Source organism: Neisseria sp. Marseille-Q1983 (assembly GCF_018224585.1).
GTDB classification, from domain to species: domain Bacteria; phylum Pseudomonadota; class Gammaproteobacteria; order Burkholderiales; family Neisseriaceae; genus Neisseria; species Neisseria polysaccharea.
This window is the reverse complement of record NZ_JAGTUI010000011.1, coordinates 14130-37125: the sequence shown is the minus strand read 5'-3', so window position 1 is coordinate 37125 and position 22996 is coordinate 14130. Positions and strand designations below refer to the sequence as shown.

General features: G+C 52.4%; 20 protein-coding genes, 1 tRNA gene and 1 pseudogene. 14 read left to right on the top strand and 8 right to left on the bottom strand.

The window, feature by feature from the left end; translation table 11 throughout:
- The first annotated feature begins 136 nt into the window (after window positions 1–136).
- The gene (locus KEM39_RS03930; protein WP_211709621.1) at window positions 137–445 is read left to right on the top strand and encodes a hypothetical protein; all 309 of its coding nucleotides are present in this window, start codon (window positions 137–139) and stop codon (window positions 443–445) included.
- An 81-nt stretch (window positions 446–526) separates the two neighbouring features.
- A complete protein-coding gene (gene ruvB, locus KEM39_RS03925; RefSeq protein WP_002232490.1) occupies window positions 527–1558 on the top strand; it encodes a Holliday junction branch migration DNA helicase RuvB in 1032 nt (343 codons plus the stop codon).
- A gap of 177 nt (window positions 1559–1735) precedes the next feature.
- On the opposite strand, the gene KEM39_RS03920 is transcribed toward ruvB, so the two are convergent.
- The 3 genes from KEM39_RS03920 to KEM39_RS03910 form a co-directional block, all read right to left on the bottom strand.
- Complete coding sequence (locus tag KEM39_RS03920; protein WP_170314437.1) at window positions 1736–1912, bottom strand: hypothetical protein; 177 nt, start codon at window positions 1910–1912, stop codon at window positions 1736–1738.
- Window positions 1913–2196: 284 nt separating this feature from the next.
- Window positions 2197–2352 (bottom strand): hypothetical protein, encoded by a 156-nt coding sequence (locus KEM39_RS03915; protein WP_192886275.1) that lies wholly within the window; start codon window positions 2350–2352, stop codon window positions 2197–2199.
- Window positions 2353–3077: 725 nt separating this feature from the next.
- A tRNA-Leu gene (locus KEM39_RS03910) sits at window positions 3078–3162 on the bottom strand.
- Between the two features lie 153 nt (window positions 3163–3315).
- Here KEM39_RS03910 and KEM39_RS03905 point away from each other — a divergent pair.
- The 6 genes from KEM39_RS03905 (at window position 3316) to KEM39_RS03885 (ending at window position 8148) form a co-directional block, all read left to right on the top strand.
- Window positions 3316–3993 carry a hypothetical protein gene (locus KEM39_RS03905; protein ID WP_118996778.1) on the top strand — a complete coding sequence of 226 codons (678 nt, stop codon included), beginning with the start codon at window positions 3316–3318 and terminating at the stop codon, window positions 3991–3993.
- On the top strand, window positions 3986–4579 hold the full coding sequence (gene ribA / locus KEM39_RS03900) for a GTP cyclohydrolase II (protein WP_118996779.1): 594 nt from the start codon (window positions 3986–3988) through the stop codon (window positions 4577–4579). Before KEM39_RS03905 ends, ribA begins: the two co-directional genes overlap by 8 nt.
- 167 nt (window positions 4580–4746) lie before the next feature.
- Window positions 4747–5103, top strand: a complete 357-nt coding sequence (locus KEM39_RS11510; protein WP_240002708.1) for a glycosyltransferase — start codon at window positions 4747–4749, stop codon at window positions 5101–5103.
- Window positions 5100–5720, top strand: a complete 621-nt coding sequence (locus KEM39_RS11505) for a glycosyl transferase family 2 (RefSeq protein WP_240002709.1) — start codon at window positions 5100–5102, stop codon at window positions 5718–5720. The genes KEM39_RS11510 and KEM39_RS11505 overlap by 4 nt, the downstream gene beginning before the upstream one ends.
- Window positions 5721–5914: 194 nt before the next feature.
- The gene (gene ribBA, locus KEM39_RS03890) at window positions 5915–7255 is read left to right on the top strand and encodes a bifunctional 3,4-dihydroxy-2-butanone-4-phosphate synthase/GTP cyclohydrolase II (protein ID WP_118996781.1); all 1341 of its coding nucleotides are present in this window, start codon (window positions 5915–5917) and stop codon (window positions 7253–7255) included.
- Between the two features lie 269 nt (window positions 7256–7524).
- Entirely contained in the window at window positions 7525–8148 is a 624-nt protein-coding gene (locus KEM39_RS03885) for a hypothetical protein (RefSeq protein ID WP_025458424.1), read from the top strand.
- Window positions 8149–8315: 167 nt separating this feature from the next.
- On the opposite strand, the gene KEM39_RS03880 is transcribed toward KEM39_RS03885, so the two are convergent.
- Together KEM39_RS03880 and glgX are read right to left on the bottom strand one after the other, a co-directional pair.
- The gene (locus KEM39_RS03880; protein WP_118996782.1) at window positions 8316–10790 is read right to left on the bottom strand and encodes a glycogen/starch/alpha-glucan phosphorylase; all 2475 of its coding nucleotides are present in this window, start codon (window positions 10788–10790) and stop codon (window positions 8316–8318) included.
- Between the two features lie 113 nt (window positions 10791–10903).
- A complete protein-coding gene (gene glgX / locus KEM39_RS03875; RefSeq protein ID WP_118996783.1) occupies window positions 10904–12895 on the bottom strand; it encodes a glycogen debranching protein GlgX in 1992 nt (663 codons plus the stop codon).
- Window positions 12896–12957: 62 nt separating this feature from the next.
- On the opposite strand from glgX, the gene KEM39_RS03870 reads away from it, so the two are divergent.
- Window positions 12958–13278, top strand: coding sequence for a hypothetical protein (locus KEM39_RS03870; protein ID WP_153067763.1), 321 nt, complete (start codon window positions 12958–12960; stop codon window positions 13276–13278).
- Here KEM39_RS03870 and KEM39_RS03865 read toward each other — a convergent pair.
- A complete protein-coding gene (locus tag KEM39_RS03865; RefSeq protein WP_118996784.1) occupies window positions 13185–14495 on the bottom strand; it encodes a replication-associated recombination protein A in 1311 nt (436 codons plus the stop codon). The genes KEM39_RS03870 and KEM39_RS03865 overlap by 94 nt on opposite strands.
- A gap of 115 nt (window positions 14496–14610) precedes the next feature.
- Here KEM39_RS03865 and KEM39_RS03860 point away from each other — a divergent pair, with 115 nt between their 5' ends.
- The 5 genes and pseudogenes from KEM39_RS03860 to KEM39_RS03840 all read left to right on the top strand — a co-directional run.
- A complete protein-coding gene (locus KEM39_RS03860; protein ID WP_118996785.1) occupies window positions 14611–14982 on the top strand; it encodes a hypothetical protein in 372 nt (123 codons plus the stop codon).
- Between the two features lie 72 nt (window positions 14983–15054).
- Window positions 15055–16464, top strand: a complete 1410-nt coding sequence (gene thrC, locus KEM39_RS03855; RefSeq protein WP_118996982.1) for a threonine synthase — start codon at window positions 15055–15057, stop codon at window positions 16462–16464.
- A 45-nt stretch (window positions 16465–16509) separates the two neighbouring features.
- Window positions 16510–17304, top strand: coding sequence for a hypothetical protein (locus tag KEM39_RS03850; protein WP_118996786.1), 795 nt, complete (start codon window positions 16510–16512; stop codon window positions 17302–17304).
- Between the two features lie 187 nt (window positions 17305–17491).
- Entirely contained in the window at window positions 17492–18268 is a 777-nt protein-coding gene (locus tag KEM39_RS03845) for a ferredoxin--NADP reductase (protein WP_118996787.1), read from the top strand.
- A 36-nt stretch (window positions 18269–18304) separates the two neighbouring features.
- Window positions 18305–18450 (top strand): annotated as a pseudogene (locus KEM39_RS03840) (IS5/IS1182 family transposase); the annotation flags it as partial.
- An 890-nt stretch (window positions 18451–19340) separates the two neighbouring features.
- Here KEM39_RS03840 and KEM39_RS03835 read toward each other — a convergent pair.
- A complete protein-coding gene (locus KEM39_RS03835; protein ID WP_118996788.1) occupies window positions 19341–21821 on the bottom strand; it encodes a heavy metal translocating P-type ATPase in 2481 nt (826 codons plus the stop codon).
- Window positions 21818–22996 carry a GTPase HflX gene (gene hflX / locus KEM39_RS03830; protein ID WP_118996789.1) on the bottom strand — a complete coding sequence of 393 codons (1179 nt, stop codon included), beginning with the start codon at window positions 22994–22996 and terminating at the stop codon, window positions 21818–21820. Before hflX ends, KEM39_RS03835 begins: the two co-directional genes overlap by 4 nt.

Below are 22996 nucleotides of genomic sequence, written 5' to 3'. Positions count from 1 at the left end.
AAACAGAAAAACATTAAAACGCCCAATGCAGCCACTTTTAAAGTTTTGAGGACGATACCCGATCCAAGCTTTAAAACAGCCGCCGCCATATCCGCTATAATTCACGCTTCAGCCATCCCGCCCCCAACATAAAATCATGACCCTGAAAACCGATTTATTGCCTAAAATCAACAACGAAGATTACCAACGCCTCATCCTCAAACACAGTGCGGAATTCAGCGAGGGCGAAATCCGCCTGTTGAACGAAATCCTCGAAAAATTCACCTTCGACGTCGTTCAGGCGCAGGCGTTGGCGCAGGCGGTGATGCAGCAGGTGCGCTTCGACCCCAACGCTTATCACATTGACAGCGACGACGAAGACACCACCGGCATCTGCCCACACTGCATCAACCCGCCTATGCCGCCCCTGCGCGACTATCTCGTTTGGCGCGAAACACGCGGGTAAAACGCTTTTGACCGTTATCTTTTCAATGCCGTCTGAAACGCCGCCGACCGTTCAGACGGCATACCCGACAAAGGGAACACTATGCTGCAAACCGACAACCTGACCGCCGCGCAACCGCAACGCATCGTTGCCGCCCAAACCGCCTCCGCACAGGAAGAACTGCTCGAACGCGCCCTCCGCCCCAAAACGCTGGACGACTATATCGGGCAGCATAAAGCCAAAGAACAGCTCGCCATTTTCATCCAAGCCGCCAAAAAGCGTGGTGAAGCACTTGACCACGTCCTGCTTTTCGGTCCGCCTGGGCTGGGCAAAACCACACTGGCGCACATTATCGCCAAAGAATTGGGCGTAAATTTGCGCCAAACCAGCGGCCCCGTCCTCGAACGCGCCGGCGACCTCGCCGCCCTTCTGACCAACCTTGATCCGCACGACGTATTGTTCATCGACGAAATCCACCGCCTCAGCCCCGTCGTTGAAGAAATCCTCTATCCCGCGCTCGAAGACTACCGGCTCGACATTATGATAGGTGAAGGGCCCGCCGCCCGTTCCGTCAAAATCGACCTGCCGCCCTTCACGCTCGTCGGCGCGACCACCCGCGCCGGTATGCTGACCAATCCGTTGCGCGACCGCTTCGGCATCGTCTCCCGCCTCGAGTTTTACGAAAACCGCGACCTCGCCACCATCGTCAGCCGTTCGGCACAACTCCTGCAACTCGATATGTCCGAAGAAGGCGCGGAAGAAATCGCCAAACGCAGCCGGGGCACGCCGCGCATCGCCAACCGCCTGTTGCGCCGCGTCCGCGATTTTGCCGATGTGAAAAACAACGGCACGATCGACGGCGGTATCGCCGATGCCGCTTTAAGTATGCTGGATGTGGACGCGCAGGGGCTGGACGTGATGGACAGGAAATTCCTCGAAGCCGTTTTGCACAAATTCGGCGGCGGCCCCGTCGGTTTGGACAACGTTGCCGCCGCCATCGGCGAATCTACGGACACCATCGAAGACGTTATCGAACCCTACCTCATCCAACAAGGCTTCCTGCAACGCACCCCGCGCGGCAGGATGGCGACCGAACGCGCCTACCTGCATTTCGGGCTGCCCGTCGAAAAATAAACCATGCCGTCTGAAACAGAACTGCCGACCAAAGTCGGACATCATCCCCTTTGTCTGCAACAACTTCAGACGGCATGTATAGTGGATTAACAAAAACCAGTACGGCGTTGCCTCGCCTTGCCGTACTATTTGTACTGTCTGCGGCTTCGTCGCCTTGTCCTGATTTTTGTTAATCCACTATACATCCATTGAAATAAGGTTGTTTGTATGTTTATCGTCGGTATGCTTATGCGTCGCCACATTCGGCGTATAAGCATTAGTATCCACCAAAGCGACCTTGACCGTATCGTCCGCCCAGTTCAACTGCCCCTCCAAGAACATCTGTCTCGAAGTATCGTAAAGCGTATTAGCCATAACTGCTCCAACAAGTTAAAAACACACCCATTAAACCAACCGTACCGGCGGCATTCAACCGCCTAAAAAAAAAGCCCGAACCGTTTTCAGGTTCGGGACTTTCTCAATGCCCGAAGGCAAATCCGCCGTCGGTACGCGCATCCGAGTGCTTGTCCGGCAGATAAATACCGTCTTTCGCCCCCGCAACGCGCCGTTGCCGGTTTCTCATGCTTGACATAATATTTTTCGACTTAATGGCACGCTCCGAATGCTTCCTGTTCCACTGCGCCACCACGCCGCTCAACTCACGCAAAGCCGCCGCGTGCCGCACCGCCCAATCCGCCCTTGACGGACTCCTTAGCCGTCAAAGCCGCAAATTCAGGCGTTCCCTTAGCCGCCGCCACTGCCGCCGCAACGCCCATTTTCTTCAATACAGCCTTCTCGGTGGCTTTCCTGCCCATATTTAAAATACCGCCGCCAAGCCCATATTCGGGTCGGTAATCTCATAACTGATTGTTTTAAACACATTCGGGTCAAAGCCCTTCTCCTCTTTCCGCTCAAACTTCCCATTAAGCGCATCAATCTTCCGCGCAATCTCCCCGCGCTAAGTTATAGTAGATTAAATTTAAACCAGAACAGCGTTGCCTCGCCTTGCCGTACTATTTTGTACTGTCTGCGGCTTCGTCGCCTTGTCCTAATTTTTGTTAATCCACTATACACAAAAAACACACCGACAAACCATTTCTCGGGGCAAATAAAAAGCCGCCTGAAGCAAATTTGCTTACAGACGACATTATTCCGATGTTATTCAAACAAAACCGATTTAAAGATTCCCCAAATATTCCAACAAAACCAACCAACGCGTGTGCGGCATATCGCAATGCGCTTTCAAACCCATTGCCACCTCCTATTTTTGTTCCGTAGCCAAAGTTACGCCCGTAATCTCGGCAACCCGCTTTTGCGCCAAGCCGTATTTATGGCGCAATTCCTTCAGGTTGTTTGGCGTGTAATTAATGTTTTAACGGTAATGCAAGAGGTTTTTGAATATATTGCAAGATTCTGATTTATATGGTTTTAAATTTATCCAAGCCCGATAAAAAAGCCACCTGATTAAATCAGATGGCCTGTATTTTGCGTCCCTAAATTGTCCAAATGTGTTTTAAGTAATTGATTTATTTATTATTAATGGTGCGGACGGAGAGACTCGAACTCTCACACCTTTCGGCGCCAGAACCTAAATCTGGTGCGTCTACCAATTTCGCCACGTCCGCATGGGAATTGGACGATTATACAGATTTTGTTTGTTTGTGCAAGGTTTTCGGCGGGGCTGTTGATGGCTTGGGGTTTGGGGCGGTAAAATCTGTTTTTCGTCCGCCTGACATCGGAATTGGGCGGTTTTTTGTTTTTATTGACGGAATTTGGGTATGCCTGCTGCTTTAATTAAGGATTTTCTGCTGACTCAGGGTTTGAAGCTGCCGCTTGACGAGGTTCGGGCGGCGTATCTGACGGCGCAGACGGTAATGGATATGGGGACGGCTTCGATAGACCGTTCGGTTTTGTGGCGCAGTGATGAGGGTTGGAAACTTGCCGATTACCTGTCGTGCGACAATGTCCGCGAAGATGCACTGAAACGGCTTTTCATGGCTTTGGATTCGGTGTTTTCGCGCTCGACAGGCGTGCGGAGTGCGGCGGTCTATGCCTTGATGCCGTCTGAAAACCAGGCTTTCCAACTGATATGCCTGTCCCGACAGGGCGAGGTTTTGGAAAACCTGTGGGATTTGGATAAAGCGGCAGGCAAGGTTTCGCTGGCTTGCCGTTCGGCGCAAAGCGGTTGGATGAATGTTGCCTCGGATGTACGCCGTTGGTTGGATTTGGGAGAGCTTTCGGGAGAACGCAATCATGCTTCGGCGGCGCAAATTTCCATTCCGGTCTGCATGGAAAGCGGCGGTGTGTTGGGCGTGGTTCATGTGGAATTTGAATGCGCAGAGTGTGCGGGTACGGCAGCACAGGCGGAATGGGTGGCTCTTGCCTTGGCTTTGTCCGAACCTTTGAAACTGCTGTTGGGTATGTCTGCCGGAAAAGATGGGAGTGAAGATGTCTGAAATGTTGAACCATGTGGCATCCTGCCGCCTGCCGACCGAATGGGGCGTATTTACGATGCACGGCTTTGAAGAGGCAAACGGGCAGGAACACGTCGCGCTGACCGTCGGTGATTTTTCAGACGGCAAACCGGTTCTGACGCGCATCCACTCCGAATGCCTGACGGGCGATGCGCTGTTCTCGAGAAAATGCGACTGCGGGCCGCAACTGGAAGCGGCAATGAAAGCGGTACAGGCAGAGGGGCGAGGCATCATCGTCTATCTGCGTCAGGAAGGACGCGGCATCGGGCTGATTAACAAAATCCGCGCCTATCATCTGCAAGACCAAGGCATGGATACCGTTGAAGCCAATTTGGCACTCGGGCTGCCCGTCGATGCCCGCGATTTCCGTTTGGCGCAATCTATCTACGAATATCTGGGCATCCGCTCGGTCAAACTGCTGACCAACAACCCCGAAAAAATCCAAACCCTGAAAGATGCGGGAATTAACGTGGTCGAACGCATCCCCCTGCACGTCGGGGAAAACCTTGAAAACAAACGCTATCTCCAAACCAAGGCAGACAAGCTCGGGCATTTGATGTCGGAATAAGGCAAAGTTGCAGGGAACGGGCATCCTGCGCCGCCTTTCGGGAAACAGGTTTCCATACCTTGACAAAGCAATAAGTTTTATAAAGTTGCAGGGTGCGGATGCAAACGCATTGCGAGTGCGGGTTTGAGGCATACGCGCAAACATCTTAATATAATGGATTGATATTTATGATTTTCTCCATCATCGTCCCTATTTACAATGTGGAAAAATACCTCCGCTGCTGCGTGGATTCCGTGCTTGCCGAAAATTTTGCCGATTATGAAATGATTTTGGTCGATGACGGTTCGCCGGACGGCTGCGGGAAGATTTGCGACGAATATGCAGGCAAATATCCGCATATAAAAGTTATTCATAAAGAAAACGGCGGGCTGTCGGATGCCCGCAACGCCGGTATCCGGGCGGCAAAAGGCGATTACCTGATCTTTTTGGACAGCGACGACTATTGGGCCGATACCAACCGTTCAAAAAACGCGGGGGGATTCTCTTTGATTTACAACAACTTGCAGATAAAAAGATTGATTTGATCCTGCACCCTTCGTCCTTCAATTACCACGACATCTCCAAAGGGGAGGACTTTTCGGATAATGATTTTGTCCGCCATTTTGAAATGCTGGTGGAGGGGCGGTACTATATCTCCAACGCGTGGACAAAGATTGTCAGGCGGGAAATAATCATCAAAAACAATCTGTTTTTCCCAAAAGGATACATTCACGAGGATTTCCCGTACAGTTTGCAATTGGCGCGTTTTATCAAGACTTTTGCCTTTTACGATAACCCTTTTTACCAGTACCGCGTTCTCGGCGGCTCTATCAGCCACAACATCAAATACAAAAATTTCAGCGATATGCTGACGCATCTCGACCGGGGTGTGGATTTTTTAGTCGAAAACAAAAATTCCCCTATCTACGGCAGTTTGCAAAAATTTGTCTTCGACAATATCGGCTATCTGAGGTCTATATTGGTAGGGCTTTATTTTTCCAAAAACATTATCGTCATCTACCGAGAATATTTTTCATTTAAAGAAAAATGCAGAAAGATATTCGGCGCGAAGGCAATCCGTCCGATTTTTATCGGGAAGGCGGCATTCATCAAAGGCTTTTATAAGAAATTTTTTCGGAATAACCCACCGGAAACCCCATAATCAGAAGCGTGCGGGAAGAAACAGCCGCCCCGCCGGCGGGGTTGCGGCAATGCCGTCTGAAGCCACGAATCCGGCTTCAGACGGCATCTGTTTACCAAAAAGCAAATAATTCGGTTTAGCGAAAAAACAAATTTGCTTTTTGGTAAATACGCGATTACAATCCGTTGCATTCGGTTTCCGCAAAAGGAAAAACAATGACTGATACGGTCGGCTTGCGCCGCCGCAACCTGCGGCAATGGATAGAAAAACATTACGGCGGTTTGCAAACCCGTTTTGCCGAAGCCGTCTGCCTCAATACGGGCGAGCTCTCCGCCCTCTTAAAAAACAAATCCTTCGGCGAGAAAAAAGCCAGAAAAATCGAACAGGCGGCGAACATGCCTGCCATGTGGCTGGATCAGGAAAACCCTGCCGCCCAAACCGACCATCAAGAAAGGCGCACCATGTCCCATATCTCCACCATCCCCGAAATCCTAGCAGACATCAAAGCCGGCAAAATGGTCATCATTACCGATGCCGAAGACCGCGAAAACGAAGGCGACCTGCTGATGGCGGCGCAATTCGTTACCCCCGAAGCCATCAACTTTATGATTAAAAACGCGCGCGGCTTGGTCTGCCTGCCGATGGCTGGCGAAATGGTCGAAAAACTCGGCCTGCCCATGATGACCCAGAAAAACGGCGCGCAATACGGCACCAACTTTACCGTCTCCATCGAAGCCGCACACGGCATTACCACCGGCATTTCCGCCGCTGACCGCGCACTGACTATTCAAACCGCCGTTTCACCGACCGCCAAACCTGAAGACATCGTCCAACCCGGTCATATCTTCCCGCTTCGCGCCCAAAAAGGTGGCGTACTCGTCCGTGCCGGACACACCGAAGCCGGTGTCGATCTGGCGCAAATGAACGGGCTTATCCCTGCCGCCGTCATCTGCGAAATCATCAACGACGACGGCACCATGGCGCGTATGCCCGAGCTGATGAAGTTTGCCGAAGAACACAAGCTCAAAATCGGCACGATTGCCGACCTCATCGAATACCGCAGCCGTACCGAAAGCCTGCTTGAAGACATGGGCAACGCACCCGTACAAACCCCGTGGGGCGAGTTCCAACAACACGTTTACGTCGACAAGCTCTCCGGCGAAACCCACCTCGCCCTCGTTAAAGGCACACCCTCCGCCGACGCAGAAACCCTAGTCCGCGTCCACGAACCCTTCAGCGTCATGGACTTCATCCAAGTCAATCCGCGCCATTCCTGGTCATTGCCCAAAGCCCTTGAGCGTGTCCAACAGGCAGAAAGCGGCGTCGTCATCCTTCTGCACCGCACCGAAGACGGCGCATCCCTGCTCGACCGCACCCTGCCTAAAGGCGCAAACCAAGCCTACAAATGGGACAGCAAAAGCTACGGCATCGGCGCGCAAATCCTCGCCGGCCTCAATGTTAAAAAACTGCGCGTATTGGGTCAGCCCTCGTCCTTTACCGGCTTGACCGGCTTCGGTTTGGAAGTCGTCGGTTTTGAAGAAGCAGAAAACAAATAAACCGCCCGTTCTATCAAAAGGTCGTCTGAAACCCGAATTCCGGTTTTCAGACGACCTTTTGCTATAAATTACCTGATTCAGCCAGAACCTCCCATAAAAGTCATTATTATAGTTTATTCTAAATAAAAATAATAATATAATAAATTAAGAATAATTTAAGAGTAATTTTTATTGTATTAAAAAATAGAAATGTAATATAATACTCACCATCAAGAATGAATCCTCTCCTCCTGATATTTTATTTAACCCTAAAACAAAAGGATATAATTATGCCTAATAGCTTTATCGACCGCCGCACAGAAATATACAATCAACGAAATCAAAATAAGATTACGTTGAGTTTACGTTTATCCATTAAAGATGATTTGATTTTGCAAGAGCTTGCCGATGCTTGGGAAACAACCCGCCAAGATATCATCAATGATTTAATTCAAGAATTCATTATTCAAGACTGGGAGAACAAACGAATGATTGACAAACAAAAAGAAGAAGAATTTGATAATTCAACTACAACACGATATTTCTTATTAAATACTAATAGTGCCAACGACCTGGAAGACCATAATTTTATGATGACAAACCAAGTAGCTGCTGCATTTGAAGATGGCTACAAAGAAAAAATCTGTCGGATTAAAAAAGGAGACTATGTATTCCTATACGCCTCCGGACAAGGAATTGTTGCATATGGTCAAGCAACAGGAATCATAGAGAAAACTCATCATTACGGCGTTGATAATAAAACATTTTTTCAGAAACTAGAACATTTTATCGATTTAAGTCAAAATCCAATCAAAGCAAAACAGGTTAAATCCATTTTGGGACGTTCTTTTCCTTTTGCCCAAACATTATCTCAGATTACTGATGGGGAAAAACTGTTGGAGAATCTCAAATAAGACAAAGTAAGGCTACAAGTATCCTGTAAAATGGCAGTTAAATTTTAAAAGGCCGTCTGAAAATTTTCAGACGGCCTTTTAAGTTTGTTATCCAATTCAAAAACAGCAAATATAAAAAAAGCCGATACACCTTTCCGATGTATCGGCTTTCGCTATCTGCCCAACGCTTAATTTTTGCCGGGTAATTCTTTTTCGCTCAATGGTTTGATGTACCAAATATCGCGGCAGTAGTCCGCAATGGAGCGGTCGGATGAGAAGAAGCCCATATTGGCGATGTTGATCAAGGCTGATTTGCGCCACGCGGAGGTGTTGCGGTAGTGTCCGTCCGCTTTGTATTGCGTGTCGATGTAGCTGCGGAAATCCGCCATCAGTTGATAGTAGTCGCCGTACGGCTGCAACACGTCCTTGTAGCGGCCCGGCTCTTCCGGCGAGAACGCGCCTTGGCTGATTTGGTTGACGACGCGGCGCAGGTCGCTGTCGCGCTCGATATAGCTCAAGGGGTCGTAACCGTTGCGGCGGATTTCTTCGACTTGTTCGACGGTATTGCCGAAGATATAGCAGTTGTCCGCTCCGACTTTTTCCAAAATTTCGACATTCGCGCCGTCCAGCGTACCCATACAGATTGCGCCGTTGAGGGCGAATTTCATATTGCCTGTGCCGGATGCTTCCGTTCCTGCCAGTGAGATTTGTTCGTGCAAATCGGCGGCGGGGATGATGATTTGGGCGAGGTTGACGCTGTAATTCGGGATAAACACGACTTTAATCAGGTCGCGGATGCGGGTGTCGTTGTTGATGACTTTGGCAACGTCGTTAATCAATCGGATGATTTTCTTCGCCATATAGTAGGCAGATGCGGCTTTGCCAGCAAAGATGAACACGCGCGGCTGCCAATCGTAATCCGGGTTTTCCAAGATTTTGTTGTAGCGGTCAACAATATGCATCACGTTCAAGGCTTGGCGTTTGTATTCGTGGATACGTTTGATTTGGATGTCGAAAAGCGCGTCGGTGCTGACTTTGATACCCAACTCGGTTTCGATGTATCGGGCGAGGCGTTCTTTGGCGGCTTTTTTGACTGCGCCGAACTCCGCCTGCACGGCGGCATCGTCCGCCCTGCCGTTGAGCTTGGTCAGCTTGTCCAAATGCAAACGCCAGTCGTCTCCGCCCAAATGTTTGTCGAGGAAGCGGGTCAGTTCGGAATTGGCGATGTTGATCCAGCGGCGCGGGGTTACGCCGTTGGTAACGTTGGTAAAGCGTTCGGGGAACACTTTGGCGAAGTCCGCAAAAATAGTGTTGACCATCAGATCGGAGTGGATTTTCGCCACGCCGTTGACCTTGTGCGAACCGATGACGGCAAGCCAGCCCATACGCACGCGGCGACCGTGGGTTTCGTCGATGATGGAGACGCGGCGGACAAAGTCTTCATCAAAACCCTGTTCCTGTACGCTGTTGAGGAAGTGGGCGTTGATTTCAAAGATAATGTCCAGATGTCGGGGCAGCAGGCGCGCCATCAGCTCGACCGGCCAGGTTTCCAAAGCTTCGCTCATCAGCGTGTGGTTGGTGTAGGAGAAGATTTTGCAGCACATTTCCCATGCTTTTGTCCATTCGAAGCCTTCTTCGTCAATCAGGATACGCATCAACTCCGGAATGGCGAGTACGGGGTGGGTGTCGTTCAGGTGGATGGCGGCTTTGTCGGCAAGATTTTCAACGCTCGGGAAACGGCATTTGTGGCGTGCGACGATGTCTTGAACCGAGGCGGAAACAAGGAAATATTCCTGTTTCAGGCGCAGCTCTCTGCCGCTGTCGGTAGAATCGTTCGGATAGAGGACGCGGGAGATGTTTTCGTCGCTGTTTTGCGCGCGGACGGCAGAGGCATAGTCGCCCTTGTTGAAGTCGGCAAGGTTGAACAGTTTGCCGGCGTGCGCCGTCCACAAGCGCAATGGGTTGGCACATTCGCCGCCGTAGCCCGGGATGATTTCGTCGTATGCCATCGCGGAGATTTCTTCTTCGGGCAACCATTCTTTTTTGCCGCCCATGTTCAGAAGCTGACCGCCGAAACAGACGGAATACTGTTTGTTCGGACGGGCAAACTGCCAAGCCAAATCCTGATCCAGCCACAAATCGGGTTTTTCGACCTGCTGTCCGTCCGCGATTTCCTGTTTGAACATACCGTATTGGTAGCGGATGCCGTAGCCCATTGCCGGAATCCGCAAAGTCGCCAGCGAATCGAGGAAGCAGGCGGCAAGGCGGCCCAAACCGCCGTTGCCCAAGCCCGGGTCTTGTTCTTGTTCGCAAACGTCGGCGAACGCTTTGCCCAGTTGGCGGAACGCTTCTTCAAATTCGGCGTAAACGCCTTCATTAATCAAGGCGTTGACAAAGGCGCGGCCGAGCAGGAATTCCATAGACAGGTAGTAAACCATACGCTTACCGTTTTCGATGTGGGCGCGGCGGGTTTTCAGGAAGTCTTCGGCAATCAGGTCGCGTGCGGCAAGCATGGCGGCGTTGAGCCATTGGTGTTCGTTGGCATCTTTGGGATCTGCGCCCAAGATGAAAATCAGTTTGTAGACAATCGCTTTGCGGATGGTCTCGGCATCCGGTTTGGGCATGACGTAGTCGAAACCGGAAATGGGAAGTTTTTGAGCCATGTGAAACAGCCTTTCTCTGCGGGGTGATTGAAAAATAGGTTTCCGTATGCCGTCTGAAGGGTTGCCGGTTCAGACGGCATTTCTTTTATTTGTGTTCTTTATGTTCGGACGGGTCATGCTTCCTGCTTCAAAATCCAAATGCCCATATGTCCGGCGGCAAACCGATTTTCAGAAACATTGTAATTAAATTTCTCCGATGGTACGCAAGAAACCTGCCACCGTCCTTGAGGCAGGTTAAAAAACTGCCGATTACGCGCACCGTTGACCAACAGCAGCCACTGCCCGTCCAGCAGAACCTGCATTGATTTCGCCGTCCTGTCGTGCCAGTTTTCATGATTCATCGGCACTCTGTCGGCATTCAGCCAACGTACCCTGCCCTCCGTCCACCAGACGTTTTCGTTCAAAATGCCGATTTCCCGGCGCAGGGCAATCAGCGATTTCGTGTAATCCTGCAACATTTCGTCCGCGTCCTGCCAGTTGAGCCACGCAATCGGGTTGTCTTGGCAATAGGCATTGTTGTTGCCCTGCTGGCTGTTGCCGAACTCGTCGCCGCCGAGCAGCATGGGGATGCCGTTGGAAAGGAACAGCGAGGCGAGCAGTGCTTTGGCGGTGTATTCGCGGCTTTGCCGTATGTCCGCATCGCCGGTCGCGCCTTCGATACCATGGTTGTAGCTGATGTTGCCGTTGTGTCCGTCGCGGTTGCCTTCGCCGTTGGCATCGTTGTGTTTTTCGTTGTAGCTGACCAGGTCGCGCAGGGTGAAGCCGTCGTGTGCGGTAATGAAGTTGAGGCTTGCCGAGGGCTTGCGTCCGCCGTGCCGGAACAGGTCGGATGAACCTGCCAGACGTTCGGCAAACGCACCCAAATTGCCGTTTTCCCATACCCAAAACGCGCGCATATCGTCGCGGAAACGTCCGTTCCATTCGGCAAACGGCGGCGGAAACTGCCCCAAACGGTAGCCGTCGCCGCCGATGTCCCACGCTTCGGCAATCAGTTTCACATCTGCCAGCACGGGGTCTTGGTAAAGCGTTTGGAAAAAATGCCCGTCCGTTCGGAAATCCGGCCCGCGTCCCAAAACCGTTCCCAAGTCGAAGCGGAAACCGTCTATATGGAAGTGTTCCGCCCAATAGCGCAGACTGTCCGAAGCCCAACGCGCCACATCGCGGTCGGCAATACGCAGCGTGTTGCCGCAGCCCGACCAGTTTTCATAACCGCTGTGCGGCTTGTGCCAATACCAGCGCGCATTGTCGATACCGCGCTGGCACAGCATCGCACCTGCTTCGTCCTGTTCGGCGGTATGGTTGTACACCACGTCCAAAATCACTTCCAAACCTGCCGCGTGCAGCGATTTGACCGCCTGTTTCAGCTCCGCCGCAGCCTGTTCCGCCTCCGCCGCATAGGACGGCTCAACCGCGAAATGGGCGCAAGTGTTGTAACCCCAATAGTTCGACAGCCCCGCCTGCTGCAAATGGTATTCGTCAAGATGCTGCTGAACCGGCAGCAGCTCGATCGTGGTAACGCCCAAATCCTTCAAATAGGCAATCACGCGCGCATCGGAAAGGGCGCGGTATGTGCCGGCGTGTGCCAAATCGGGAAACTGTTTGGTCAGCCCCTTGACGTGCGCCTCGTAAATCACGGTTTGCGCCAAGGGGATGCGCGGACGGCGGTCGCCGCCCCAGTCGAAACCGTCATCGCCCCGCACCACGCTTTTGGGCGCAAACGCCGCGTTGTCGCGCCCGTCCTCCGGTCTGAACCATGCCATCTCTTCCGCATTGCGGAAACCCGGTTTGCCGTCGGTTTGCCGCGCATACGGATCGAGCAGCAGCTTTTGCGGATTGAAACAGGATTCCACCTCCGCGTCCGCCCTGCCGTACACGCGGTAGCCGTAACGCTGCCCTGCGCCGATTCCGCGCACAAAGCCGTAAAACACCGTGCCTTCATGCGAAGGCAGCTCCAGCCGCGTTTCCCTGCCTTCGCCGTCAAACAGGCACAGCTCCACTTTTTCGGCATTACCTGAAAACAGGGTGAAATTGACCCCTCCGTCCATCGGTGTCGCCCCCATCGGATAAGGAAAGCCGCTTTCGACAACATATTTTTCGGCAACCATAAAACCGTTCCAAAAATAAAATAATCAAATGATTCAGCCTGATACGATCAGATAAAGCCCTGATGCCGTCTGAAGCCGGCTTTCCCGCCTTCAGACGGCATCTCAAACTTCAAAACCCGATTCACAGGGCGATGCTTTATGTGCCGTCCTGTGTGTTGAAACATCGGTTAAACATCGTTTACAAAAACGCCGACGCGCCCCGCCGTATTCAGACGGCATCCCAAGGCTCGGAATGCCGTCTGAACGCCTTTGCGGTAGGCAGTCAAAGCCGCCCTGCCCCCAATCCGCCCTATCCCCTAGGCAATGCCTCTTCATCCAGCGATTTCAACCATGCCAGCTTTTCGCCGATTTTGATTTCCAGCCCGCGCGGGACGGGTTGGTAGAAATCGGGTTCGTCCAGGCCGTCGGGCATATAGCTTTCGCCGGCGGCGTAGGCGTTCGGTTCGTCGTGGGCGTAGCGGTATTCGCGTCCGTAGCCCAATTCCTTCATCAGCTTGGTCGGGGCGTTGCGAAGATGGACAGGCACTTCGTCGCTACTGTTTTCTGCAACAAATCGGCGCATTTGTTTATACGCTTTGTAGCCCGCGTTGGATTTCGCGGCGGCGGCAAGGTACAGCACGGCTTGCGCCAAAGCCAGTTCGCCCTCGGGCGAGCCTAAGCGTTCAAATGTTGCGGCGGCATCGTTGGCGATTTGGAAGGCGCGCGGGTCGGCAAGCCCGATGTCTTCCCAAGCGATACGCACGATGCGGCGGGCGAGGTAGCGCGGGTCGGTGCCGCCGTCGAGCATACGGCAAAACCAATACAGCGCGGCGTTCGGATGCGAACCGCGCACGGATTTGTGCAGGGCGGAGATTTGGTTGTAGAAACTCTCGCCGCCTTTGTCGAAACGGCGGATTTGCGCCCCAAGGCTACCAGCGAGAAATTCGGCGGTAAGGGTTTTCAGACGGCGTGTGTCGGCGGCGCGTAAAAGTTGTTCCAACAAATTCAACAATCTGCGCGCATCACCGTCGGCGGTATTCACGAGTAATTTTTGAGCATCCGTTTCAATCGTGAAATCCCTGTATTCGGGCAACTCCAACACTTTGGCAATCAGTTTCTTGAGGTCGTCTGAAGACAAGGGCTGCAAAACATACACCTGCGCGCGGCTCAACAGCGCGGGATTCACTTCAAACGACGGATTTTCCGTCGTCGCGCCGATAAAGGTCAGCAAACCGCTTTCGACATGCGGCAAAAACGCGTCCTGCTGCGCCTTGTTGAAGCGGTGGACTTCATCGACAAACAAAATCGTCGCCCTCCCCTGCTGCAAAGCGATTTCGGCTTTATCGATTGCCTCGCGTATGTCCTTCACGCCGGAAAACACGGCGGAAACAGGCAAAAACTGGGCGTTGAAACTCTGCGCCAAAATCCGCGCCAACGTCGTCTTGCCCACGCCCGGCGGCCCCCACAGCAACATAGAATGCGGCTTGCTGCCTTCTACCGCCACGCGCAAAGGTTTACTTTCGCCGATGAGGTGTTCCTGCCCCACCACGTCGTCAAGCGTATGCGGACGCAATCGTTCGGCAAGCGGCGCGTCGGGTTCTCGGGCAAACAAATTGGTCATAACGGCTCCGTCAACAGGTTTTCAGACGGCGCGGATTATACGTCAGTTGTGCGGGACGCACACACCGTTCCGCTTACGGTATAATGCGCAAATTTCAAACAAGGGCACAATCGTTATGAAGAAAACCTTATCTGCCGCCCTGCTTGCGGTTTTACTCGGCGGCTGCGCCGTCGGCGGCGGCAACACATTCGGCGGCTTAGACGGCGGCACAGGTATGGGCGGCAGCATCGTCAAAATGGCGGTAGAAAGCCAATGCCGTGCGGAATTGAACAAACGCAGCGAATGGCGTTTGACCGCACTGGCGATGAGTGCCGAAAAACAGGCGGAGTGGGAAAACAAGATTTGCGGCTGCGCTACCGAAGAAGCACCCAACCAGCTGACCGGCAACGATGTGATGCAGATGCTGGATCCGTCCACGCGCAATCAGGCAATTACCACCGTTACTGCCAAAACGGTTTCCGCCTGCTTCAAACACCTGTACCGCTAACCTTCTTCAGACGGCATGAGGCAGATGCCGTCTGAAGCCGTTTTCCTGCAATTTCGACAGACGAGAAAAATCATGAAATACATCAGCACGCGCGGCGAAACCGCACACAAACCGTTCAGCGAAGTTTTATTGATGGGGCTTGCACCCGACGGCGGCCTGATGCTGCCGGAACATTATCCGCAAATCGGGCGGGAAGCCTTGGACAAATGGCGCGGTTTGGCTTATCCCGAATTGGCGTTTGAAATTATGCGCTTGTTCGTTACGGATATTTCGGAGGACGATTTGCGCGACATTCTGAACCGTACTTACACGGAAGCGGCGTTCGGTACTAAGGAAATCACCCCCGTCCGCACGCTTTCAGACGGCATCAAAATCCAAGCCTTGTCCAACGGCCCGACGCTGGCGTTCAAAGATATGGCGATGCAGTTTTTGGGCAATGCGTTTGAATATGTTTTAAACAAAGAAGGCAAAAAACTCAATATCTTGGGCGCAACCAGCGGCGATACGGGTTCGGCTGCGGAATATGCCTTGCGCGGCAAAAAGGGCGTGAACGTATTTATGTTGTCGCCCGACGGTAAGATGAGCGCGTTCCAACGTGCGCAAATGTACAGCCTGCAAGACGGAAATATCCACAATATCGCCGTGAAGGGGATGTTTGACGACTGTCAGGACATTGTGAAGGCGGTGCAAAACGATGCCGCGTTCAAGGAAAAATACCATATCGGTACGGTCAACTCGATTAACTGGGGACGCATCGTCGCGCAAGTGGTTTATTACTTTGCAGGCTATTTCAAGGCGACACAAAGCAATGACGAAACCGTCAGCTTCTGCGTGCCGAGCGGCAACTTCGGCAACGTTTGCGCGGGACACATCGCCAAACAAATGGGCTTGCCCATCCGCCGCCTGATTGTGGCGACCAATGAAAACGATGTGTTGGACGAGTTTTTCAAAACCGGCGCATACTGCCCTCGCAACAGCGCGCATACTTATGTTACCTCCAGCCCGTCGATGGACATTTCCAAAGCGTCCAACTTCGAGCGTTTCGTGTTCGACCTGATGGATCGCGATCCTCAGGAAATCAATACGCTGTGGGCGGAAGTGGCTGCAGGCAAAGGCTTTGACCTGCGGTTTGCCTTGGACAAAGTCGGCGGCAAATACGGCTTTACCTCCGGCAAATCTACCCATGCCGACCGCCTCGCCACCATCAGGCAGGTTTACGAGCAAGACCAAGAACTCATCGACCCGCACACTGCCGACGGCGTAAAAGTCGCCCGCGAAGTGCGCGAAGAAGGTGAAACGGTGGTTTGTTTGGAAACCGCGTTGGCGGCGAAATTCGATGCGACCATACGCGAAGCCGTCGGCGATGTCGCCATTCCGCGCCCCGCCGCGCTGGAAGATTTGGAAACATTGCCGCAACGCGTGCAAACCGTGCCGAACAGTGCGGATGCGGTAAAAGGCATCATCGAACAAACCCTTGCCTGATGTTCCGTGCAGAAGCATTCCGTCCGAACTTAAGATTGAAAGAAAATGACCTTACCTATGCAGGAAACCCGTTTTTCCATACTGCTGGACGAATTGGCGGCAAAACAGGAGGCCGCCATCGCTCCCCACCTGCTTGCCGACGGGACCAAGGTATGGATACGCAAAGCAGGCAGGCACAATGCACGATGGCGTTACGCGCTGCTCGGTATGGTTGCCCGATATTTGAAACTGGGGGTGTTGAAGCCGGTTCCCAGCCTCGGCGGCGAGCCTGCCATTGCAACCGAATCAAAACGCCTCTACGAATTGCGCGCGGCGGGGATAGTCGTTCCCGAATTGCTCGCCGTCCGGAAAAATGCCCTTATGTTCGGCAATTTGGAAGGTATCCCGCTCGATACGCAAATCCGCCAAGAAGCCGAAGCCGGAAAGGCGGACGCTTGGCTTGCCGGTTTGGAAGCCATTGCACGCGTGCATAAAAAACGGCAGTTCCTCAGTCAGGCGTTTGCGCGGAATATGATGTCGGACGGGGAAAACATCAGCTTTTTGGATTTTGAAGACGACCCTTCCGAAGTCCTGACCATAGCGCAATGCCAAGCCCGCGATTGGCTCTGCTACATCCATTCGACCGCGCTGATATTGAAAAACGGCGGGCTGCTGGAAGTGGCTGCGGAAAAATGGGGCGGCGTATTATCGGATCAGCCTGCCGAAATACAAAAGCTGATTGCTGCCACCGTCAAACCGATCCTCCCGATACGCAGGCTGGAACACCCCCGCTGGGGACGGGACGCGCTCAGGCTGGCAGCCTCGATTTCCCTGATTTCCCTTGCCGATATGCCGCCGTAAGCCGCCGACCGCCCCGCGATGCCGTCTGAAGCCCTTCAGACGGCATATAACCAACGCGCATCAAGCATTGTCGCAACCATCCGTTTCGTTTAGAATTTTGGCTTTATCCCGAATCGGGCAGACATTTTCACTCTGCCGCACATCCCGAACAAGCACTATCCATTTCTTTTACTGACAGGAAACCCAAATGGCAGCATTCAATACCCAAAAAGTATTGTCCGTACACCACTGGACAGACGCATATTTTACCTTTACCTGCACCCGCGACGAATCGTTGCGCTTTGAAAACGGACAGTTCGTCATGGTCGGGCTGATGGTGGACGGCAAGCCGCTGATGCGCGCATACAGCGTCGCCTCCGCCAACTGGGAAGAACACCTCGAATTTTTCAGCATTAAAGTCCAAGACGGCCCGCTGACTAGCCGCCTGCAACATCTCAAAGTCGGCGACGACGTGTTAATCAGCAAAAAACCGACCGGAACTCTGGTTGCCGGCGACCTGAATCCGGGCAAACACCTTTACCTGTTGAGCACCGGTACCGGCATCGCCCCTTTCTTGAGCATCACCAAAGACCCCGAAATTTACGAACAGTTTGAAAAAATCATCCTCGTACACGGCGTGCGCTACAAAAAAGATTTGGCGTACTACGACCGCTTTACCAAAGAATTGCCCGAACACGAATACCTCGGCGATTTGGTTAGGGAAAAACTGATTTACTATCCGATTGTTTCCCGAGAAGACTTTGAACACCACGGCCGCCTGACCGATCTGATGGTAAGCGGCAAACTGTTTGAAGACATCGGCCTGCCCAAAATCAATCCTCAAGACGACCGCGCCATGCTGTGCGGCAGCCCCGCGATGCTGAAAGACACCTGCAAAGTTTTGGACGATTTCGGTTTGACCGTCTCTCCGAAAACAGGCGTACGCGGCGATTACCTGATTGAGCGTGCGTTTGTGGATCAATAAGCTGCTTGAAAATGTCATCTGAACGGCATCAGCGATAAAAAAAACCGAATCCTGCCAATCAGGATTCGGGGTTTTTATAGTGAATTAAATTTAAATCAGGACAAGGCGGCGAGCTGCAGACAGTACAAATAGTACGGCAAGGCGAGCCAACACTGTACCGGTTTAAATTTAATTCACTATATAGTGGGTAAAAATTAGAAATGCACATTTCCGTCATTCACGCGCAGGCGGGAATCCAGACCTATCCGTTAATTATCATTTGAAAATAAAAGAAAAACCAAGCATATGGGTTCCCACTTGCGGGGGAATCTTCATCGTCTCATTTTTGTTTTCATCAACTTTTCCTAAACTTTCCTGTTTGGCTGCATAATCAGACTTGACTTTGTTATTTTCTATATTGAGCTTCTCTTAATTTGAAAAAATTAACATAAACATTTAAAAATAAAACAAAATTATATAATAAAAAAAATAATGAGAATATAAAGGATAAAAAGAGAGTTAAGTTATTTAATCGGACTTGTTCTCTATAAATCATAAGACACCAAATAAGCCATAATAAATTTAGTAAATAAAAACTGCTTATACCCAACTTTCTTTTCTTGGAACCTATTATTATTTCAACTCCGGATGAAAAAATAGAATTTAAAAATTTTTTTCTTTGATATATCGTTAATATCTCCCTAGTTTTTCTTAAAAAAAATATAATCATATATATACTACACAACATTGGTAATAAATAAATTAAAAGCGAAAGGTAATTAAATTGATAATTGTAAATTATATAATAAACAACATACGAAGAAAAAATTATTATAGATGATTTGCTATACGAATAAAAAAATATCCTACCTAGCCCGAACCTTCTTATAATTTGTACTATGTGATTATCCATTTCAATATCCATTTAAGCTTTCAATTAATTTTCTATATTTTTCAATGGCATGTATCATGCTGTGCTTGGGAAATATCATCTTGGTTGATGATCAAGCCATGTATGCAAAGATTGGAATATGGTATCTGTCGTGCTAATAATGCCCCCGTTACTGTTATACGTCTAAAGCAACGCTGTCCGTCATTGTTCGGACGGCATTTTTTCAGACGGCATGTCCACCTGCTTGTGAAGCCGCATAGCATTGCCCAATACGACCAGCGAACTGAAGCTCATACCCAGTGCGGCAATCCACGGTTGGACATAGCCCAAAACGGCAAGCGGTACGGCAATGATGTTGTAAGCACTCGCCCACGACAGGTTCTGACGGATAATCTGCCGCGTCCTTCCCGCCTGTGCCAGCATATGCGGAACGGTATTCAAATCTTCGTTTAAAAGGACGATATCCGCGCCGTCCCTTGCAATATCGGTTCCGCCCGCCACCGCTGCAGAAGTATCGGCCTGCGCCAAAACGGGCGCGTCGTTGATGCCGTCGCCTATCATCAGCACTTTTTTCCCTTCTTTTTGTAAGGCTTTGACGTATTCCAGCTTGTCTTCCGGCATTGCCTGGGCGCGGTAGTGCGCGATACCCAGGGCGCGTGCGGTTTCTGCAACGGCGGTTTCGCGGTCTCCGCTGAGCAGGTGCAGGGTCAGGTGTTGCCGCTTCAACTTGCGGACAACTTCCTCCGCCCCTTCCTTCAACGGGTCTTGAAGATAAAACACAGCTTGGAAACCGAGCTGGTTGCCGAGATAGACCGCGCTGCCGCTTTCTGAAGCCTGTTCATCCTGCGGAGGTTCTCCGGCGATTTTGGCGACATAAGCCGTCCTGCCCAATGCCCACACCTGCGTTTCCCCGTCGACGGTCAGTTGCGCGCCTACGCCTTCACCGACGTGATTGAGGCGTTGTCCGACCCGTATGTCAGGAATCATGCCGTCTGAAACACGGTGGTTGAGGATGGCGCGGGCAAGGGGATGTTCGGACTGTTGTTCCAACGCCTGCGCCACCGCGAGAACAAAGGCTACGTCTGTGCCGCTCAACAAGGAGATACGGCTGACGGTGGGATTTCCCCGGGTCAGCGTTCCTGTTTTATCGAAGATGATGTCGGTGGTTTGGGCGAGCGTTTCCAGGGTTTGCTTACCGCTGATTAAAATGCCTTCGCGCGCCAGCGAACCGGTAGAAGCTGCCAAGGCCGTCGGCGTGGCAAGCGATAAGGCGCACGGACAGGTAATGACAAGCAGGGCGACGGTAATCCAAAGCGCGGTATGCGCATCGGCGTAAAACATCCAACCGATAAATACGGGGACGGCAAGCAGCAGCTCCCCGAAAACGAATGTCGAGGCGTATTGTTCCGCCAACTCGGCAGTGCGCGGTTTTTGCGCCAAGGCACGGTCGAGCAGGCGGACGATGTGCGACAGGCGCGTGCCGCCGCCGGTGCGGTCGGTGCGTATAATCAGGGGGCTTTGCGTGTTGAGTGTGCCTGCGGTTACTTTTTCAGACGGCATTTTGGCGACGGGCAGGCTCTCGCCGGTCAGCATAGATTCGTTGACGGTACTGCTGCCTTCCAGCACCGTTCCGTCGACGGGGATGGTCTCGCCCGGTTTGACCAGCACCACATCGCCTGCTTGGAGCTTAACGACGGCGGCTTCGCGGACATCCTGTACGGCAGGATAGCCGGGCATCCGGTGGCAGAAGGCGGGTATCAGTTTCACCAGCCTTTCGGCGGCATCTCCTGCCTTGCGTCGGGCAATGTGTTCCATAAAGCGTCCGCCCAGCAGGAAAAACAGCAGCATCGCGATGGATTCAAAATACATCCCCTGCCCTGCGTTGGTGGCGAGGCTGTAAATGCCGGCGGCAAAGGTCATAATGATGGCGGCGGCAATCGGCGTGTCCATACCGACGCGGCGGTTTTTCAAGTCGCGCAATGCGCCTTGATAAAACGGGACGGCGCAATAGAATACGACGGGCAGCACCATCAGGAAGCCGCCCCAATGGAGGATTTGCAAAAAATCGGGTTCGATGTCGCCGCCGTAAAGGTAGGTCGGCAGCGCGAACATCATCGTCTGCATCATCCCCAGTCCGGCAACGGCAAGGCGGACGATGTATTGTTTGCGTTCTTTTTGGTTGGCGGCTTCGATTTTTTGCGCGTCATAGGGTGCGGCGGTGTAGCCTGTCTGCCGGATTTTCAACAGAATGTCGGAAAGGCGGATTTTGCCGTCGTCCCAGACGACGCGGCAGCGGTGTGTGCTGTAATTGAGGTCGATGCGGACGATGCCGTCTGTACGCAAAAGCTGCTGTTCGATCAGCCAGACGCAGGCGGCGCAGGTGATGCCGCCGAGCATTAAAACCGCCTCGCGCGTGCCGCCGTGGGTTTCCACAAAGTCGGACTGGACTTCGGGCAGATCGTACAGGCGGATTTGGTCGAGGATTTCTTGGGGCGGCAGTTCGGTTTTTTGCGCGTCGGCGGTGCGTTGTTTGTAATAACTGCCCAAGCCCGCATCAATAATGCTTTGTGCGACTGCCTGACAGCCGGCACAGCAGGTTTCGCGGTCTTCGTTTTCGTAACGGACGGTCAGGTGGAGGTGTTCGGGAACATCCAGCCCGCAGTGGAAACAGGTTTTTTTCATGGCATTTCGGTTTCGTCTGTGTTTAGTGCGGCGGCACAATACTCGGCAATGGCTTCGCGCAGTGCGTCTATACCGGTATTTTCAGCAACGGAAATGCGGACGGCGGCAATTTTTCCCGCAGCGTCGCGCCATATGCCCGTGTTTTGTTCTTCAGACGGCAGCAGGTCGGTTTTGTTGTACACCTTGATGCACGGAATATCGCCGGCATGGATTTCTTGCAGTACGTTTTCCACGTCTTCAATCTGCTGCCCGCTGTTCGGGGCGGCGGCATCGACGACGTGCAGCAGCACATCGGCTTGCGCGGTTTCTTCCAGCGTGGCGGAAAATGCCGAAATCAGCTTGTGCGGCAAATCGCTGACGAATCCGACGGTATCGGTCAGGATAATGCTGCATTCGGGACTGATATACAGCCGCCGCGCCGTCGTGTCGAGTGTGGCGAAAAGCTGGTCTTTCGCATATATGCCCGACTTGGTCAGCCGGTTGAACAGGCTGGATTTGCCGACATTGGTATAGCCGACCAGCGCAAACGTTTTGATTCTGCCCGATTCTCGGGATTTGCGGCGCAGGGCGCGCTGTTTTTTGAGGTTGGCAAGCTGCTTTTTCAAGGCATTGATCCGATGGGCGATCAATCGGCGGTCGGTTTCCAGTTTGGTTTCGCCCGGCCCTTTCATGCCGATTCCGCCACGCTGGCTTTGCAAATGTCCGTAACCGCGTATCAAGCGTCCCGCCAAATGGCTTAATTGTGCCAACTCGACTTGCAGCCTGCCTTCCTGCGTGCGTGCGCGGCGGGCGAAAATCGCCAGAATCAGCCCCACCCTGTCCAATACGCGGCATTGGAGGATTTTTTCCAAATTGCGTTCCTGCGTGGGCGTGAGTTCGTGGTTGAATACGACCAAATTGATGCCGTCTGCGGCAACTGCTTCCGACAGCTCCGCCGCCTTGCCCGTGCCGACAAACAGCGCGGTGTGCGGACGGTCGCGTTTGGCGGTCTCCACGATGACGGGATCGCCGCCTGCCGCTTTGACCAGCTCGACGGCTTCTGCCAATGCCGTCTGAAAGCCGTTCAGACGGGCGGCACTGCTGCCCGTACCATCTTTGTCCAACATTACGCCCACCAGCATGACGCGTTCCGGTTGCGCTTGGGTGCTGCCGTTGCGGCCTGTTCTGCCTGTCAT